The sequence below is a fragment of the Pseudomonas sp. 8 R 14 genome, assembly GCF_900005955.1.
Taxonomy (GTDB): Bacteria; Pseudomonadota; Gammaproteobacteria; order Pseudomonadales; family Pseudomonadaceae; genus Aquipseudomonas; species Aquipseudomonas marginalis.
Map to the genome: position 1 here is coordinate 29,987 of NZ_CVTH01000031.1, position 17,638 is coordinate 47,624.

At 63.0% G+C, this 17,638-nt stretch carries 13 protein-coding genes and 1 pseudogene; 8 read left to right on the forward strand and 6 right to left on the reverse strand.

The window, feature by feature from the left end; all coding sequences use genetic code 11:
* Positions 1-98: 98 nt before the first annotated feature.
* Entirely contained in the window at positions 99-1,037 is a 939-nt protein-coding gene (locus BFQ01_RS04705) for an AraC family transcriptional regulator (RefSeq protein ID WP_065924393.1), read from the reverse strand.
* Positions 1,038-1,247: 210 nt separating this feature from the next.
* Here BFQ01_RS04705 and BFQ01_RS04710 point away from each other — a divergent pair, with 210 nt between their 5' ends.
* Together BFQ01_RS04710 and BFQ01_RS04715 are read left to right on the forward strand one after the other, a co-directional pair.
* Positions 1,248-2,558 carry an ABC transporter substrate-binding protein gene (locus BFQ01_RS04710; protein WP_065924394.1) on the forward strand — a complete coding sequence of 437 codons (1,311 nt, stop codon included), beginning with the start codon at positions 1,248-1,250 and terminating at the stop codon, positions 2,556-2,558.
* 21 nt (positions 2,559-2,579) lie between these two features.
* A complete protein-coding gene (locus BFQ01_RS04715; protein WP_065924395.1) occupies positions 2,580-3,353 on the forward strand; it encodes an L-iditol 2-dehydrogenase in 774 nt (257 codons plus the stop codon).
* Positions 3,354-3,493: 140 nt separating this feature from the next.
* Here the strand turns inward: BFQ01_RS04715 and BFQ01_RS04720 are convergent, their stop codons facing one another.
* The gene (locus BFQ01_RS04720) at positions 3,494-4,186 is read right to left on the reverse strand and encodes an NUDIX hydrolase (protein ID WP_065924396.1); all 693 of its coding nucleotides are present in this window, start codon (positions 4,184-4,186) and stop codon (positions 3,494-3,496) included.
* Between the two features lie 146 nt (positions 4,187-4,332).
* Between BFQ01_RS04720 and BFQ01_RS04725 the strand changes: the two genes are divergently transcribed.
* Genes BFQ01_RS04725 through nadE form a run of 3 tightly spaced genes read left to right on the forward strand, consistent with a single transcriptional unit; the run spans position 4,333 to position 7,017 of the window.
* Positions 4,333-4,980, forward strand: a complete 648-nt coding sequence (locus BFQ01_RS04725) for a nicotinamidase (RefSeq protein ID WP_065924397.1) — start codon at positions 4,333-4,335, stop codon at positions 4,978-4,980.
* An 11-nt stretch (positions 4,981-4,991) separates the two neighbouring features.
* Positions 4,992-6,209, forward strand: a complete 1,218-nt coding sequence (gene pncB, locus BFQ01_RS04730) for a nicotinate phosphoribosyltransferase (RefSeq protein WP_065924398.1) — start codon at positions 4,992-4,994, stop codon at positions 6,207-6,209.
* A 1-nt stretch (position 6,210) separates the two neighbouring features.
* Positions 6,211-7,017, forward strand: a complete 807-nt coding sequence (gene nadE / locus BFQ01_RS04735) for an ammonia-dependent NAD(+) synthetase (RefSeq protein WP_065924399.1) — start codon at positions 6,211-6,213, stop codon at positions 7,015-7,017.
* Positions 7,018-7,047: 30 nt separating this feature from the next.
* Here nadE and BFQ01_RS04740 read toward each other — a convergent pair.
* A pseudogene (locus BFQ01_RS04740) lies at positions 7,048-7,323 on the reverse strand (ABC transporter substrate-binding protein); the annotation flags it as partial.
* Between the two features lie 121 nt (positions 7,324-7,444).
* On the opposite strand from BFQ01_RS04740, the gene BFQ01_RS04745 reads away from it, so the two are divergent.
* Positions 7,445-8,800 (forward strand): MATE family efflux transporter, encoded by a 1,356-nt coding sequence (locus BFQ01_RS04745; protein ID WP_065924401.1) that lies wholly within the window; start codon positions 7,445-7,447, stop codon positions 8,798-8,800.
* On the opposite strand, the gene BFQ01_RS04750 is transcribed toward BFQ01_RS04745, so the two are convergent.
* Positions 8,784-9,371 carry a TetR/AcrR family transcriptional regulator gene (locus tag BFQ01_RS04750; protein ID WP_065924402.1) on the reverse strand — a complete coding sequence of 196 codons (588 nt, stop codon included), beginning with the start codon at positions 9,369-9,371 and terminating at the stop codon, positions 8,784-8,786. The genes BFQ01_RS04745 and BFQ01_RS04750 overlap by 17 nt on opposite strands.
* Before the next feature lie 141 nt (positions 9,372-9,512).
* Between BFQ01_RS04750 and BFQ01_RS04755 the strand changes: the two genes are divergently transcribed.
* On the forward strand, positions 9,513-10,685 hold the full coding sequence (locus BFQ01_RS04755; protein WP_065924403.1) for an MFS transporter: 1,173 nt from the start codon (positions 9,513-9,515) through the stop codon (positions 10,683-10,685).
* Between the two features lie 22 nt (positions 10,686-10,707).
* Here the strand turns inward: BFQ01_RS04755 and BFQ01_RS04760 are convergent, their stop codons facing one another.
* Positions 10,708-11,073: a type II toxin-antitoxin system HicB family antitoxin gene (locus tag BFQ01_RS04760; protein ID WP_065924404.1), complete on the reverse strand. Its 366-nt coding sequence runs from the start codon at positions 11,071-11,073 to the stop codon at positions 10,708-10,710.
* Positions 11,070-11,321, reverse strand: coding sequence for a type II toxin-antitoxin system HicA family toxin (locus tag BFQ01_RS04765; protein WP_065924405.1), 252 nt, complete (start codon positions 11,319-11,321; stop codon positions 11,070-11,072). The genes BFQ01_RS04760 and BFQ01_RS04765 overlap by 4 nt, the downstream gene beginning before the upstream one ends.
* Positions 11,322-11,530: 209 nt before the next feature.
* Here BFQ01_RS04765 and BFQ01_RS04770 point away from each other — a divergent pair.
* On the forward strand, positions 11,531-17,638 hold a 6,108-nt coding region (locus BFQ01_RS04770), incomplete at its 3' end, for a non-ribosomal peptide synthetase (RefSeq protein ID WP_141691246.1).

A 17,638-nucleotide genomic window follows, 5' to 3' on the forward strand; every position in this document is an offset into this window, starting at 1 on the left:
GCGGTCAAGTTCGTACCACAAACGGTTGCACAGGCTGTACCAACTTTGCTTAATGGATTGAATGTCATGGAAAAAAGCCGAATTACTCGACCTTTTGATCAGAAATGACTGGGTGTCATTTTCTCGATGGGGTTGAACAGGTGTATCGGCGGTTCGCGGCGATATTCACTGGGCGTCTGGTGCATCTCGATCCGAAAGTGCCGGTTGAAGTTGGACAGGTTGGCGTAGCCCACTTCAAAACAAATATCCGCCACCGACATCTCGCTTTGCAGCAATAACCGACAGGCGCGTTGCACGCGGAATTTGCGCATCAGGTCGATAAACCCATGGCCCGTGTTGCGCTTGAAGAAACGTGAGAAGCCCGGTTCGCTCATGTCCAACTGTTGGGCGATGACCGAGAGGCGCACGTCGCCGGTGAGTTCGCGCATCAGGTAGTCGAAGGCCTTGTTGATGCGCTCGGCGCTGCGTGCGTCCAGGGTCGGGGCGTAACAGGGGCTGGCCAGGGCCTTTACCTGCTGCGCCGGAGCGTTTTTCAGGCTGTCGAGCAGTTGCAGGAACAGGGTCAGCCGTTGCAGGCCGTGGGCGTTGCCGATGGCCTCCATCAAGCGTGCGGCCTGCACGGCGGTGTCGCCGCTGAATTCCAGGCCGCGCCGGGCCTGTTCGAACAGCGCGTGCAAGTCGCCGAGTTCCGGCAGGGTGTCGCGCAGGGCGAGGAGGGCGGCGCCGTCGAATTGCAGCACCACGTCACGGCCGGCCAGGTGTTCGCCGGGCGCCAGTTCGCCGATCCAGTCGTGGGGCAGGTCCGGGCCGATCAGCGCCACATGCCCGGCACTGAACGCACCGATATAGTCGCCCGCCACCAACTTGCCGCTGCCCTGGCGAATCAGGTGGATTTCGAATTCGGGGTGGTGGTTCCAGCGCGCCAGATCGTAAGGGTAGTCGTGCTCGAACCAGCGAAAGCAGTGCTGCGGCTCGGGCAGGATCACCTCAAGCTCGGCGGGGCGGTGTTCGAACAGCTTGGCGCGACTGACGGGCATGGTGATGCCTCTTCTATGGGTGCAGTCGCCTCAAAATACGCGGGTGGCACTACCTGCGCTACCCCCGGATTCGCCCGGCACTGATACTTTTTTGATCCTGAACCAGCGGTTAAAAAAGTATCAGCCGCGCATGCGCCATGCGTTTGTGAGGGCTAGGCCCAAGCTGCTGTAATCGGCCCTCAACAACAAAAACAACAGGTGGAAACCGCTATGTCCAAGATTCCGCAAGCGTTGTTCCTGCTTTCCGGCCTGGCCTTGGCTTTGCCCAGCCAGGCAGCCGACACCGTGACCATCGCTACTGTCAATAACAGCGACATGATCCGCATGCAACGCCTCTCCAAGGTGTTCGAGCAGCAGCACCCGGACATCCAGCTCAACTGGGTGGTGCTGGAAGAAAACGTGCTGCGCCAGCGCCTCACCACCGATATCGCCACCCAGGGCGGCCAGTTCGATGTGCTCACCATCGGCACCTACGAAACCCCGCTGTGGGGCGCCAAGCGCTGGCTGGAACCACTGACCCAATTGCCGGCCGATTACGACGCCGACGATATCTTCCCCTCGGTGCGCCAGGGCCTGTCGGTCAACGGCACCCTGTATGCCTTGCCGTTCTACGGGGAAAGCACCGTCACCTACTACCGCACCGACCTGTTCAAGCAGGCCGGCCTGAGCATGCCGGCGCACCCGACCTGGACGCAGCTCGGTGAATTCGCCGCCAAGCTCACCGACAAGAACAACGGCCAATACGGCATGTGCCTGCGCGGCAAGGCCGGTTGGGGCGAGAACATCGCGTTGCTGAGCACCATGGCCAACGCCTTCGGTGCGCGTTGGTTCGATGAGCAGTGGAAGCCTGAGTTGACCAGTCCCGAATGGACCGCCGCCGCCAACTTCTACGTCAACACCCTCAAGCAATACGGCCCGCCCGGCGTGTCCAGCAACGGCTTCAACGAAACCCTGGCGTTGTTCAACAGCGGCAAGTGCGCGATCTGGGTCGATGCCAGCGTCGCCGGCTCCTTCACCACCGACAAGAGCCAGAGCAAGGTCGCCGACAGCGTAGGCTTCGCCGCGGCCCCCACCGAAGTCACCGACAAAGGCTCCTCCTGGCTGTACGCCTGGTCGCTGGCCATCCCGGCCACGTCCACGCACAAGGACGCCGCCAAGGCCTTTATCGCCTGGGCCACGTCCAAGGACTACATCCAGTTGGTCGCCGATAAAGAAGGCATCACCAACGTACCGCCTGGCACCCGCCAGTCCACCTATAACGCGTCGTACCTCCAGGCCGCACCGTTTGCCCAGGTGACCCTGGAGATGATGCGGCACGCCGACCCCGCGCACCCGTCGGCCAAACCCGTGCCGTACGTGGGCATCCAGTACGTGACCATCCCCGAGTTCCAGGCCATCGGCACGTCCGTCGGCAAGCTGTTCTCGGCGGCGCTGACGGGCGGCATGTCGGTCGAGCAGGCGTTGCTCCAGGCGCAGTCCACCACCGAGCGCGAAATGAAACGCGCCGGCTATCCCAAATAATGTTCAAAGGACACCTGCCTTATGAAACGACTCGAAGGTAAGAGCGCGCTGATCACCGGATCGGCGCGCGGGATTGGCCGCGCGTTTGCCCAGGCCTATCTCCATGAAGGCGCGACCGTCGCCATCGCCGACATCAACCTGCAACGGGCCCAGGCCACTGCCGCCGAGCTTGGCCCACAGGCCTACGCGGTAGCGATGGACGTCACCGACCAGGCTTCCATCGACAGCGCAATTGCCGCCGTGGTCGCCCAGGCCGGCAAGCTCGACATCCTGGTCAACAACGCGGCGCTGTTCGACCTGGCGCCCATCGTCGACATCAGCCGCGACAGCTTTGATCGGCTGTTCTCGATCAATGTCGCCGGCACGCTGTTCACCCTGCAAGCCGCCGCCCGGCAGATGATCCGCCAGGGTCACGGCGGCAAGATCATCAACATGGCCAGCCAGGCCGGGCGGCGTGGCGAGCCGTTGGTGGCGATCTATTGCGCGACCAAGGCGGCAGTGATCAGCCTGACGCAATCGGCGGGGCTCAACCTGATCCAGCAAGGGATCAACGTCAACGCCATCGCCCCCGGCGTGGTGGATGGAGAGCATTGGGACGGGGTAGATGCGCTGTTCGCAAAGCATGAAGGGCTGGCGCCTGGCGAGAAGAAGCGGCGGGTGGGAGCAGAGGTGCCGTTTGGGCGGATGGGTACGGCTGAAGACCTCACCGGAATGGCAATCTTCCTGGCGTCGAAGGAGGCGGATTATGTGGTGGCGCAAACCTATAACGTGGATGGCGGCAACTGGATGAGCTAAAGCCATACCCCAATCAAAACTGTGGGAGGGGGCTTGCTCCCGATAGCAGTGTGACAGTCAGCAAATAAAGTGACTGATCCACCGCTATCGGGAGCAAGCCCCCTCCCACATTTGAACGTCATCGTCCTTGAAAAAGGTGCCTAGTCGGCAAAACTGCGATCAAAGAAGTAAACCGCCCCAGGCTTCAGGTTCTCCACCGTCGCCTGGGGCCTGCCGCCTTCACCCTGCTTCTTGCGCCCCGTCTCGCGCAAATATCCCGCTTCCGTCAGCTTCAACAAGCGCTGGCGAATACTGGTCTTGAGCACCGGCCGCTCCAGCACCAGGGAAAAGATCGTGGTCGCCTCCGGCGCGCTGAACTCATTGCCCAGGAACATCAGCGGCAAGCTGCTGTACAGCGTCTTGGAAAACAGGCGTTCCTGCACGGCCGCGACGATGCTGTTGTGATCGAACGGCAACTTGATGCTGCCATCGGCCACCGCCTGCAGCGGGAACCAGCCTTGATGCTCACTCGGCGCCACCTCATTCGCGACGATCGCCAGGTAGTACGTTGACGACGACCAGCAACGCGGATCGCGAAACGCATCGCCCACCGTGCCCACTTGCTCGCTCCAGGCCAGCTCCAGGCCGACCTTGCTGCTGGCGCGCAAGCGTTCCACCGCATCCTGGAGGCTCAGATCTTGCACGCCGCCATTCACCACCACCCCCGGCAACGCCCAATGCCCGGCGAAGGGCTCGGCTTCGCGCTTGTTCAGCAACAACTGGAGTTCCCCGGCGGCGCGGCAGTAGCACAGCACGCACAGGTCGACGGTATGGAGGTAGGGGCTAAGGGGCATGTGAGGTCCTTCCGAACAGCGGTGGGGCACAGTCTAACGGATCGAACAGATATGTCATGTACCTGCGTCAGGATAGATAAATAAATGTTTCTTGCAATGAAAGTACATGACGTGTACTTTTGTTTCCAGGCCACAGGAGAACCGCCATGACCCTTGCGAAAACTGCCATTGCTTCATTCGACGTCGATGCCCAGAAGAGCTTCACGCCACTGTGCCCCAACGAGTTGCCGGTGGCCGGCGGTGACCGGATCGGTGCCGAACTCAACTACATGGCCAGCCTCGCCGGCCACCGCGTCGGCAGCAAGGACGCCCACACCCCGCATGCACCCTGGGTGGTCGCCCAGCACAGCGAGATGCTCCAGCCCACCGGCCTGGTACACGCCGATGTGACCTGGGTCAGCCACTGCGTGCCGGGCACCGAAGGCTTTACCTTGCTCGACGAGCTGCCCACGCCCTATGACTACGACTACTTCATCTGGAAGGGCGTCGAACCCGACCTGCACCCCTATGGCGCCTGCTATCACGACCTGCACGACAAACTCTCCACTGGCGTGATCGAGTACCTCAAGGCCCAGGGCGTCACTCGCGTGATCGTCGGCGGCCTGGCCCTGGACTACTGCGTCAAGACCACCGCCTTGCAACTGCTCAAGGCCGGCCTGGAGGTGGTCCTGCACCTGCCGGCGTGCCGGGGGATCAGTGAGGAGGGCGGTGTACAGGCCGTCAATGAGTTGCTCAAGGCCGGTGCCGTCATCAGCAGCACCCGCGAAGAACTGGCCGCGATGGCCACGCGTTAAGGAGATACACCATGGAAAGTGCCTACGACTACGAAGCCCCGGTGATCCAGGGCTTGCTCGACACCGACTACTACACCTTCACCATGATGCAGGCGGTGTTGCACCAGCACCCGAATGTCGATGTGGAATACAACTTCATCGTGCGCGCCAAGGAAAAGCTCGGTCACCTGATCCCCGAGTTGCGCGCCGAGCTTGAGAACATGGCCGGCCTGCAGATGCGCGAGGGCGAATTGCGCTTTCTGTTCAACCCACGCTTTCGCGAATACCTGACCCCCGACTACGAACGCTTCCTCGGCCTGTTCCGCTTCAACCTGCGCTATATCCACGTCAGCGAAGTCGACGGCCAACTGAACATCCGTGTGGTCGGGCCGATGCTGCACTGCATCATGTTCGAACAACCGGTACTGGCGCTGGTCAGCGAGCTGCGCAACCGCGCCAAATACCCCGACGTGACCCTGGAAGACGTCACCCGCAAGCTCTACCAGAAGTTCGACTGGCTGGAGAAAAACCTCAGCCGCGAGGAGTTGGCCGACCTGCGCGTCTCCGATTTCTCCACGCGCCGGCGCCTGTCGTTCAAGGCCCAGCGCGAAGTGGTGGACATCATGCGCCGCGACTTCCCCGGCCAGTTCGTCGGCACCAGCAATGCGCACCTGGCTTACGAATTCGACCTGCCGCTGATCGGCACCATGGCTCACCAGTGGATGATGGTGCATCAGCAACTGGGGCGGTTGCGCGAAAGCCAGAACGCCGGCCTGGAAAACTGGGTGCGTGAATACCGCGGCCGCCTGGGCATTGCCTTGACCGACACCATCAGCACCGATTTTTTCCTCAAGGATTTCGACCTGTACTTCGCTAAGCTCTATGACGGCCTGCGCCAGGACTCCGGTGATCCCATCGCCTGGGCCGACAAGGTGCTGGCCCGCTACAAACAGCTGGGTATCGACCCGATGACCAAGGACCTGATGTTCTCCGACGGCCTGAACTTCGAAAAGTGCCTGCCGATCCTGCGGCACATCCGTGGCAAGGCCAGGTTCGGTTTCGGCATGGGCACCAGTCTGGCTTGCGATGTGGAAGGCGTCGAGCCGCTGAGCATCGTCATGAAGCTGGTGCGCGTACACGGCGAACCGGTGGTGAAGTTCTCCGATGACCCGGTGAAGAACGTCTGCGAAGACCCCTCGTTTTTGCAGTACGCAGCGAAGGTATTCAATGTCGGCAACGTGGAGGTGTGACATGCAGGAACGTATCGCGCAGGAACTCAACATCGATCGCACATTGGTGAAGGGCGGTGAAGCCCAGGAAATCCAACGGCGCCTCGACTTCATCAAGACCACCTTGCGCCATTCAGGCTGCAAGGCCCTGGTACTGGGCATCAGCGGTGGCGTCGACTCCCTCACTGCTGGGCGCCTGTGCCAACTGGCGGTGGAGCAACTGCGGGCCGAGGACTACGCCGCGCGCTTTATCGCCATGCGCCTGCCCTACAAGACCCAGGCCGATGAGAGTGACGCCCAGGCCTCGCTGGATTTCATCACCCCGGACCATATCGACACCCTGAACATCGCCGCCAGCGTCGATGGCCTGATGGCCAGCCTCAGCGCCACCGAAGCCAGCGCCGCCCAGGTGGATTTCATCAAGGGCAACGTCAAGGCCCGCACCCGCATGATCGCCCAGTACGCCGTGGCCAACCTGCACAACGGTCTGGTGGTCGGCACCGACCATGGCGCCGAAGCATTGATGGGCTTCTTCACCAAATTCGGCGACGGCGCCTGCGACCTGGCGCCACTGTCGGGCCTGACCAAGACCCAGGTGCGCCTGCTGGCCAGTGCCCTTGGCGCCCCGGCGAACCTGGTGCACAAGCAGCCCACGGCCGACCTCGAAGAGCTGGCGCCGGGCAAGCTGGATGAACAGGCCTATGGCTGCACGTACGAGGAGATCGATGCGTACCTGATGGGTGAGCCGGTGAGTGAGCGGGTGAGGGACATCGTGGAACGCGCCTACCTGAAGACCGCCCACAAACGTGCGTTACCCATCGCCCCATGATCGTTCCACGTAGCGTGGGAATGATCAACTCGCCGTCTGCAAGTAACTGTGCATCGCGTCCACCCGTGCTCGGGTCTTGTCGGTGGTCGGCGTAGTCGGGCTCGACGGAATCTGGTCGCCTTCTTCCAATGCCGGTGCCTGAGCCTCGGCGGCCAGAAACAAGGCGTTGAGTTTCTGCGCCCGTTCCGGCTGGTCATTGCGTGCGGCCATGTTGAGCAGCACCGCGCCTTCCTTGGACTGTGCATATTCCATCGGCACGCCGAGCCGTTTTTGAGTGGCGACCTGAGTCGGGGTGACGCTGAAGATCCAATGTGGGCATCGGAACCAGCGAGTGTTGGCGCCCCATCCATCATGCAAAGCGCAGGAAGATAGGATCCAATTACGGTATAACCCTCGGACGCTTTAGTTTTCCGAGGCCCCGTTTTTCATGCAAAGCCCTTTGCAACGCCCGCTGTGGCAGGTCTACCTGATCTTTCTGGCACCGATGGTGCTGTCCAATTTCCTGCAAAGCTTCTCCGGCACCCTCAACGGTATTTATGTCGGGCAGATGCTCGGCACCCAGGCGCTGGCGGCGGTGTCGGGGATGTTCCCCATCGTGTTCTTCTTCATTGCCCTGGTGATCGGCCTGGGGGCCGGCGCTTCGGTGCTGATTGGCCAGGCCTGGGGCGCCCAGGAAACCGGGATGGTCAAGGCGATTACCGGTGCCACCCTGACCCTCGGCGCGCTGGTGGGCCTGATCGCAGCGGTGCTGGGCAGCCTGTTTGCGCGCCCGGCGTTGCAGGCATTGGGTACGCCTGCGGATGTGCTCGACGATGCCGTGGGCTATGCCCAGATGATGATGCTGATCATGCCGCTGTTGCTGGTATTTATCCTCTATACCCAGCTGTTGCGCGGGGTCAGCGACACGATCTCGCCGCTGCTGGCGCTGATGGTCTCGACCCTGGTCGGCCTGCTGTTGACCCCGGCGCTGATTCGCGGCTGGATTGGCCTGCCGCCCCTGGGGATCCAGAGCGCGGTGTACGCAGGCCTGGTGGGAAATGCCTCCGCGATGCTGTTTCTGATCCTGCGCCTGCGCCATAAAAACCATGTGATGGCGCCGGACCGCGAACTGCTCGCGGCCTTGCGCCTGGACCGCGTCATCCTCGGCAAAGTCCTGCGCATCGGCTTGCCTACAGGCTTGCAGATGGTGGTGTTGTCGCTGTCGGAGTTGGTCATCCTTGCCTTGGTCAATGGCCATGGGTCCCAGGCCACGGCGGCCTATGGGGCGGTGACGCAGATCGTCAACTACGTGCAGTTTCCGGCCCTGTCGATTGCCATCACTGCTTCGATCCTCGGGGCCCAGGCGATTGGGGCCGGGCGGCTGGAGCGTATCGGGCCGATCCTGCGTACCGGGCTGTTGATCAATACGTGCCTGACCGGTGGCCTGATCGTGCTGGGCTATCTGTTGTCGCACTGGTTGCTCGGGTTGTTCATCACCGATGACGCCGCACGCGTGAATGCCGAGCACCTGCTGCACATCATGTTGTGGAGCATCCTCGTGTTCGGCTTCCAGGCCGTGATCGGCGGGATCATGCGCGCCAGCGGCGTGGTGCTGATGCCGGTGGCGATCTCGATCTTCTGCGTGCTGTGTGTCGAGCTACCGATGGCGTACCTGTTGAATGCGCACTTCGGCCTGGAAGGCGTCTGGATGGCGTTCCCGGTAACGTACCTGGCGATGCTGGGGTTGCAGGCCGCGTACTACCGGCTGGTGTGGCGGCATAAGCAGATCAAGCGGTTGGTGTGAGTTTCAGGCCGCGCAGCAGGAGTTCCAGGCCCTGCAAACCTTGCTCCAGACGCTCATCCGGATGTTCTGACCGGGCGATCCACAGGGCGGTGTTGACCAGGCTGCCATTGATCAACTGCGCCAGCGCCAGGCTCGGTGCGCCAGGGACGATGCCCGCCTGCATCAGGGCTTCCAGCAGTTGGCGCAACGACTCGACACAGTGTTGCTGGGAGCCGGTATCGCCCAATACAGCCGGCGCATCCTGCAGCACAACGCGTTGGATTTCGCCGTCCTGGGCCATGCGCAAATAAGCGCGGCAGCGTTCGCAAAAACCGCTCCATGGGTCTTGGGCTTCGTCTGAGATACGCTGCAAACATGCGTCCATCTCACGATCGAGTTGAGCAACCACGGCGGCCAGCAGCCCCTTCTTGTCACCAAAGTGATGGTACAGCGCGCCGCGTGTCAGACCGGCGTGGGCGGTGAAATCGTCCATCGATGTGTTGGCATAGCCTTGCGTGGCGAAGGCCTGCCGTGCGCTGGCAAGCAGCCGGGCGCGGGTGTCTTCGATCATTTCGGCACGGGCTCGGCTCATGGGCAGGACTCACAATGGGCAAGTGAAAGATTGACATACGCTGCGTATGTTACGCATGATTCGCCACATACGCACCGTATGTATTTTGCCTTGATCACTGCGGATAGCAAGTTCCAGGGCATCAGGAAGAGGTTGAGCAGGATGGCAAACCCTTACGCCGAGTTGTTCCAGGTTCCCGGCTCGCGGGCCTTCGTATTGGCCGGCATGCTGGCACGCATGCCGGTGTCCATGGCAGGTATTGGCTTGATCACCATGCTTTCCCTGGTGCACGGCGGTTATGGCCTGGCCGGTTCGGTGGCGGCGGTGTTCGCCCTGGCCACTGCGTTTTGCGCGCCGCAGGTGTCACGGTTGGTGGACCGGTACAGCCAAGGCCGGGTGCTGCCGGTTGCTGCCTTGATCGGCGGCGGGGCGCTGTTGATGCTGTTGCTGTGCACGCGGTTGCAGGCACCGACCTGGACGCTGTTCCTGTTTGCTGCCCTCGCGGGCTGCATGCCGAATATGTCAGCCATGGTGCGGGCGCGCTGGACCGAGCTGTACCGCGGCCAGCCCAGGCTGCAAACCGCCTTTGCCCTGGAATCGGTGCTGGATGAGGTGTGCTTCATCATCGGCCCACCGATTTCGGTGGGCTTGAGCGTGGTGCTGTTTCCCGAAGCCGGGCCTCTGGTGGCCGCGTTGCTGCTGGCGGTTGGGGTTACCACGTTTGTGCTGCAACGCGCGACCGAACCTCCGGTACATGAACACCACGCTCACCATCGGGGCTGGCTGATCGCCTCACCGTCGGTACTGATCCTGATGATCCTGCTGCTGGCCATGGGGGTGATCGTGGGTGTGGTGGATGTGGTCAGCGTGGCCTTTGCCCAGCACCAGGGCCAACCGGCGGCGGCAAGCATCGTGCTTTCGGTGTACGCCATCGGCTCGTGCCTGGCGGGGTTGGCCTTTGGCACCCTAAAACTCAAGGCGCCGCTGCCCCGGCAGTTCCTGTTCTGCGGCGCGGCCACGGCGTTGACCACCTTGCCGTTGCTGATGGTCAGCAACATTCCGGGTCTGGCGGTGGCCATCTTCATTTCCGGACTGTTCTTCGCCCCCACCCTGATCGTTTCCATGGCCCTCGTGGAAAAGAGCGTGCCCGCGAGCCGCCTGACCGAGGGCATGACCTGGCTGATCACCGGCCTGAGCATCGGCGTGGCCATCGGTGCCGCCAGCTCCGGCTGGATGATCGACCATTTTGGCGCCGCCAGCGGGTTCTGGGTGGCGTTGGCGGCGGGGGCGGTGGTGATGGGGTCAGCGGTGTTGGGCTATCGGCGGTTGGGTTGAGCGTCATCCTGGCAATGAAACGTCAGCCAATCACGGGGCAGGGGTCCGCTCGGTGATGTTGCAGGAATTCGTTCAGCGCCTGGCGCGTCAGGTCGTTCAGGGTCACCTTTTTACGTGTCGCTTCAAGGGCGGCGGCAAGATGAAGATCGTGGCCGACCCGCACGTTAAAAGAGCCTTTGCACGGCTTCTCCGGTGTTTGCCCAAGGGCCTGGCAGGTAGTGAGGTAGTCGTCCACCGCTTCGCGAAATGCAGCGTCCAGTTCGGCGACGGTTTTGCCTTCGTAGCTCACCAGTGCCTTGATGAACAGGATCTTGCCGAACAGGCAGTTATCTTCGAGGCTGGCTTCGATAGAGCCGATGTAGCCATTGTGTTTCAGTTGGTTGTTCACTGAATCAGTTCTCCTGATTTCAATTGTTCGATGATCTGGCGCCGAATGTAGTGTTTCAGTTCGTTGCCGGGATGAGGCTTGTGCAAGGTGATCATTGCACTCGGATCGCCGATGTCGAACTTGACGCGGCTTCCAGCCCCCTCAATCTGTGCGTAGCCAAGACGACGCAGCAGCGTGACGAGCTCGGGCCAGGTAAATGCCATGTGCTCGTTGAGCAGTTTGGCGAGCAGCTTTTCATTTTTGGACACGGCGTTCCCTGCGTGTAACTAAATGTAGTTGCAAAAGATGGTGTCCGTCAATGCTAGCTGGGGTTCGTGTGTCGTTCCCGGGATTGATGTAACCCTTGATGACAGCTCGCTCTGCGCCTCCCATCCCCCGCTAATTTTTCCCTCTCCGGTTCGTTTTATAGGGACGACGTGCCTTTGTGCTTCCTGCCTATTGCTCCGGACTCCAACAAATGAATGCTGAAGACTCCTTGAAACTTGCTCGCCGGTTTATCGGGTTGCCCCTGGAAAAACGCCAGCTGTTCCTGCAGGCATTGCAGAAAGAAGGGGTGGATTTTTCGCGGTTTCCGATTCCGGCCGGCGTGGAGGCAGAGGATCGCCAGGCGCTGTCCTACGCGCAACAGCGCATGTGGTTTCTCTGGCAACTGGACCCGAACAGCGGCGCCTACAACCTGCCGGGCGCCGTGCGCCTCAAGGGTGCGCTGAACCTTGGCGCCATGGAGCAGGCGTTCGCCAGTCTGGTGGCCCGGCACGAAACCCTGCGTACGGTGTTCCAGCGCCAGGCCGATGAGCGCCTGATGCAGGTGGCCGTACAGCCGTCGCTGGCCATTGAGCAACTGGACCTGACGGCGTTGGCCCCGGCCGAACGCGAACACGCCGTCAACGATGCGGCCAGCCGCCAATCGTTGCTGCCGTTCGACCTGGAACACGGCCCGCTGCTGCGCGTGCAACTGCTCAAGCTCGATGCCCAGGAGCACGTGCTGCTGCTGACCCTGCACCATATCGTTTCCGATGGCTGGTCGATGAACGTGCTGATCGACGAGTTCATCCGTTTTTACGACGCCCACGAGCGCAACGAAGCGCCGCCATTGCCGGCGCTGCCGATCCAGTACAGCGACTACGCCTTGTGGCAGCGCCGCTGGCTGGAAGCGGGGGAACAGGCCCGTCAATTGGAATACTGGCAGGCGCGGCTGGGTGATGAGCATCCGGTGCTGGAACTGCCAACGGACCACCCGCGCCCAGCCATGCCCAGCTATCAGGGCACCCGCCACAACTTCGCGATTGACCCGGCGCTGGCCGCGCAGTTGCGCACCTGCGCGCAACAGCACAACGTCACCCTGTTCATGCTGCTGCTCGGCGCCTTCAATGTGTTGCTGCATCGCTACACCGGCCAGGGCGATATCCGCGTCGGCGTGCCGATCGCCAACCGCAACCGTACGGAAGTCGAGGGGTTGATCGGCTTCTTCGTCAACACGCAAGTCCTGCGTACTGAGCTGAGCGGGCAAACCCGCGTCGCCGAGTTGCTGCAAGGTATCAAGGAGCACGCCCTTGGCGCCCAGGCGCACCAGGAATTGCCCTTCGAGCGCCTGGTGGAAGCCCTGAAGGTCGAGCGCAGCCTGAGCCATACGCCGCTGTTCCAGGTGATGTACAACCATCAGCCGGTGGTGGCCGACATCGCCTCGGTCAGCACCGCCTCCGGCCTGGAGCTGGCCCTGGTGGAGTGGCAAGGCCGCACCACCCAGTTCGACCTGACCCTCGACACCTATGAAAAATCCGGCACCTTGCACGCCGCGCTGACCTACGCCAATGACCTGTTCGACGCGCCATCCATCGCGCGGATGGCACGCCACTGGATCAGCCTGTTGCAGGCCATGGTGGCCGATGGCGAACAGCGTATCGGCGAGTTGCCGATGCTGGCCGTCGATGAGCAGCAGAGGCTGGTGCACGCCTGGAACCAGACCGCACAAGCGTATCCCACCGAGCGTGGCATTCATCACCTGATCGAAGACCAGGTACAGCGCACCCCGGATGCGCCGGCGCTGGTGTTCGGCGCGACCATGCTGACCTATGCGCAACTCGACGCCCGTGCCAACCAACTGGCCCATGCCTTGCGCGACCACGGGGTCGGTCCTGATGCGCTGGTGGGTATCTGCGTTGAGCGTTCCATCGAGATGGTCATCGGCCTGCTGGCTGTGCTCAAGGCCGGCGGCGCCTACGTCCCCCTCGATCCCGAATATCCCCAGGAACGCCTGGCCTACATGATCGAAGACAGCGGCATCCAGCTGCTGCTCAGCCAGCACAGCCTGCTGCCACTGCTGCCTGTCGAAGGCATTCGGGTGATGCGCCTCGACCAGGCGCCCGGCTGGCTCGACGCTTACAGCGTCGCAGCGCCCGCCGTCGACATCCACGCGCTGAACCTGGCCTATGTGATCTACACCTCCGGTTCCACCGGCAAGCCCAAGGGCGCCGGCAACAGCCATCGCGCACTGGTCAACCGCCTGTGCTGGATGCAGCAGGCCTACGGCCTGGATGCCAGTGACGCGGTGCTGCAGAAAACCCCGTTCAGCTTTGATGTGTCGGTGTGGGAGTTCTTCTGGCCGTTGATGACCGGCGCCCGCCTGGTGGTCGCCGCCCCTGGGGAACACCGCGAGCCGGCGCGCCTGATCGAGACCATTGGCGAGCACGGGATCACCACCTTGCACTTCGTGCCGTCCATGCTCCAGGCGTTTATCCATGAGCCGGGCGTGCCGTGCTGCGCCAGCCTCAAGCGTATTGTGTGCAGCGGCGAAGCCTTGCCCCTGGACGCGCAACTGCAGGTGTTCGCCAAGCTGCCCCAGGCTGGTTTGTTCAACCTCTATGGCCCGACGGAAGCGGCCATCGATGTGACCCACTGGACCTGCATCGACGAAGGCCGTGACGCCGTGCCCATCGGCCGCCCGATCGCCAACCTCGGCACCTACGTGCTCGACGCGCAGCTCAACCCGGTGCCTGCCGGCGTGGCCGGCGAGTTGTACCTCGGCGGCACCGGCCTGGCGCGCAGCTACCACCGCCGTCCGGCACTGACCGCCGAACGTTTTGTGCCCAGCCCCTTCGGTGACGGCGCGCGCCTGTACCGTACTGGCGACCGGGTGCGTCAGCGTGATGACGGTGTGATCGACTACCTTGGCCGTCTCGACCACCAGGTCAAGCTGCGCGGCTTGCGCATCGAATTGGGTGAAATCGAGACGCGCCTGATGCAACACCCAGCGGTGCGTGAGGCGGTGGTGCTGGTGCACGGCGGCAAACAACTGGTGGCCTACCTGGTGCTGGAGGGCGAGGCGCCCACCGACCTCAAGGCCTGGCTGCTCGGTAGCCTGCCGGAATACATGGTGCCGACCCATATGGTGCCCCTGGCCAAGCTGCCGGTGACCGCCAACGGCAAGCTCGACCGCAAGGCCCTGCCGTTACCGGATGCAACGCCGCAACAGGCCTATATCGCGCCGCAAGACGACCTGCAAAAAGCCCTGGCGGCGATCTGGAGCGATGTGCTCGGCGTCGAGCAGGTGGGCCTGGACGACAACTTTTTCGAACTGGGCGGCGATTCGATCATCTCCATCCAGGTGGTCAGCCGCGCGCGCCAGGCGGGGATTCGCCTCAGCCCGCGCGACCTGTTCCAGTACCAGAGCGTGCGCAGCCTGGCGTTGGTGGCCGGCTTCGAGCACTCCACCGTGATCGACCAAGGCCCTGCCAGCGGCGAGGTGATCCTGACCCCGGTGCAGCAAGGCTTTTTCGCCCAGGCGATCCCCGCGCGTCACCACTGGAACCAATCGTTGTTGTTGACCCCGCGCGAGCGCTTGGAACCGGCACGCCTGGAAGCCGCCCTGACCCAGGTGATCAACCATCACGACGCCTTGCGCCTGCGCTTTGTGCAACAGGCCGACACCTGGCAGCAAGCCTACGCCGCGCCGGTCACCGCGCCGGGCCTGTGGCAGACCCACGCCGGCAGCGACGATGAACTGGCGGCGCTGTGCGATGAGGCCCAGCGCAGCCTCGACCTGACGCAAGGCCCGCTGCTGCGTGCCGCGTTAGTGAGCATGGCCGATGGCAGCCAGCGCCTTCTGCTGGTGATCCATCACCTGGCGGTCGATGGCGTCTCCTGGCGCATCGTCCTGGAAGATCTGCAACAGGCTTACCGCCAGGCAGCGTTGCCGACCAAGACCAGCGCCTACCAGCTGTGGGCCGAACAGTTGCAAGCCCATGCCCGCGCGCTGGACGACCAACTGCCGTACTGGCAGGCGCAGTCGGCCGACGCGGACTTGCCGTGCGACAACCCCCAGGGCGGCCTGCAAAACCGCTTGGGCAGCAAGCTCGAAATCCGCCTTGACGCCGAGCACACCCGTCAACTGCTCCAGGACGCGCCAGCGGCCTACCGCACCCAGGTCAATGACCTGCTGCTGACGGCCCTGGCGCGGGTGGTCAGCCGTTGGAGCGGCCAGAACGCCGCACTGATCCAGCTGGAAGGCCATGGCCGCGAAGACCTGTTCGAAGGTGTCGACCTGACCCGCACCGTGGGCTGGTTCACCAGCCTGTTCCCGGTACGCCTGCAAGCCTGCGGCGAGCTGTCGGCTGCGATCAAGGCGGTCAAGGAGCAACTGCGTGCCGTGCCCGCCAAAGGCATCGGCTACGGTCTGCTGCGCTACCTCGGCCCGCCTGCGGCCCGCGAAGCCCTGGCGAACCTGGCCGCGCCACGCATTACCTTCAACTACCTGGGCCAGTTCGACCGCCAGTTCAACGAATCCGTGTTGTTTGTACCGTCTACCCAGGGCAGCGGCCAGGCCCAGGATGCCGAGGCACCGCTGGCCAACTGGTTGACCGTGGAAGGGCAGGTGTACGGCGGTGAGCTGGCGCTGCAATGGGGGTTCAGCCGCGAGATGTTCGAGGCGTCGACGGTGCAGCAGTTGGCGGATGACTACGCGGCAGAGCTCAAGGCCTTGATCGAGCATTGCCGAGCCACCCCGGCAGGGCAGGTTACCCCTTCGGACTTCCCACTGGCGCGCTTGACCCAACAGCAACTGGACGCGTTGCCCGTGGCGGGGCCGGCGATTGCCGACCTTTATCCGCTGTCGCCGATGCAGCAGGGCATGTTGTTCCATACCCTCTACGCGCCAGAAGCCCAGGCGTACATCAACCAATTGCGCGTGGATATCGACGGCCTCGACCTGCTGGCGTTCGGCCGCGCCTGGCAGGCGGCACTGGACCGCCATGACATTCTGCGCAGCAGCTTCCACTGGCTGGGCCTGGACAGTGCCCATCAAGTCATCCAGCGTCAGGTCGACGTGCAGTTGCACGTGATCGAAGACATCGATGCCGACTTCGATGCGCTTGCCGAGGCTGAACGCGAGAAGGGCTTCGCGCTTAATGCCGCGCCGTTGTTTCGCCTGATGCTGGTGCGGGGCGCCGGTAACGCCTGGCATCTGATCTTCACCAGTCACCACATCCTCATGGACGGTTGGAGTAACGCCCAGTTGCTGGGTGAAGTCATCGCCCACTATGCCGGCCAGGCCTTGCCCGCGCCGCTGGGGCAGTTCCGCGATTACCTGGGCTGGCTGCAACAGCAAGCGTCGGGTGAGACGTTCTGGAAAGCCGCCCTGGCGCCGTTGCAAACACCCACCTTGCTCGCGCAAGCGCTGCGCGCGCCGGTCGATGGCCTGGGCACGGCTGAGCATCAATTGATCCTTGAGGGCGAGTTCACACAGGCCCTCGGCGAGTTCGCCCGTCGCCAGAAAATCACTCTCAATACCGTGCTGCAAGGAGCGTGGAGCCTGTTGCTGCAGCGCTACACCGGTCAGGATTGCGTGGCCTTTGGCGCGACCGTCGCCGGGCGTTCGGCACCGCTGCCGGGGATCGAGCAGCAACTGGGCCTATTCATCAACACGCTGCCTATCGTCAGTACGCCTTCGCCAGCCCAACCGGCCGCCCAATGGCTCAACGAGTTGCAAACCCTGAATCTCAGCCTGCGTGACCACGAGCATGTGCCGCTGTACGACATACAAGGCTGGGCCGGTCAGCAGGGCGCATTGTTCGACACTTTGCTGGTGTTCGAAAACTTCCCTGTGGCCGAGGCCCTGAAGCAGGGCGCACCCGCAGGCCTGGCGTTTGGCCATATTCACAACCATGAACGCACCCATTACCCTTTGACCTTGGGCATTGAGTTGGGGGCCAGCCTGCGCCTGGAGTTCAGTTACGACCGGGCGCGGTTCAGCGCTGAACAGGTCGCACGCTTGAGCGCCAACCTGCACCACCTGCTGGTGCAGTTGCTCGCGGATGCCCAGGCGCCCCTTGGCAACCTGCAATTGCTTGACTCCACCGCACAACGCGACGTGCTTGCACTGAGCCAGTCGCCGGGCGCTGCCCAACGCCAGCTGCGCGTGCACGAACGCATTGCGGCCCAGGCTGCTGCCACACCGGACGCGCTGGCGGTACAGGCTGGCGAAGCGCGCTTGAGCTATGCCCAGCTCAATGCCCATGCCAACCGGCTCTCCCATCGCCTGCTGGAACTGGGCGCGGGCCCGGGCCAGCGC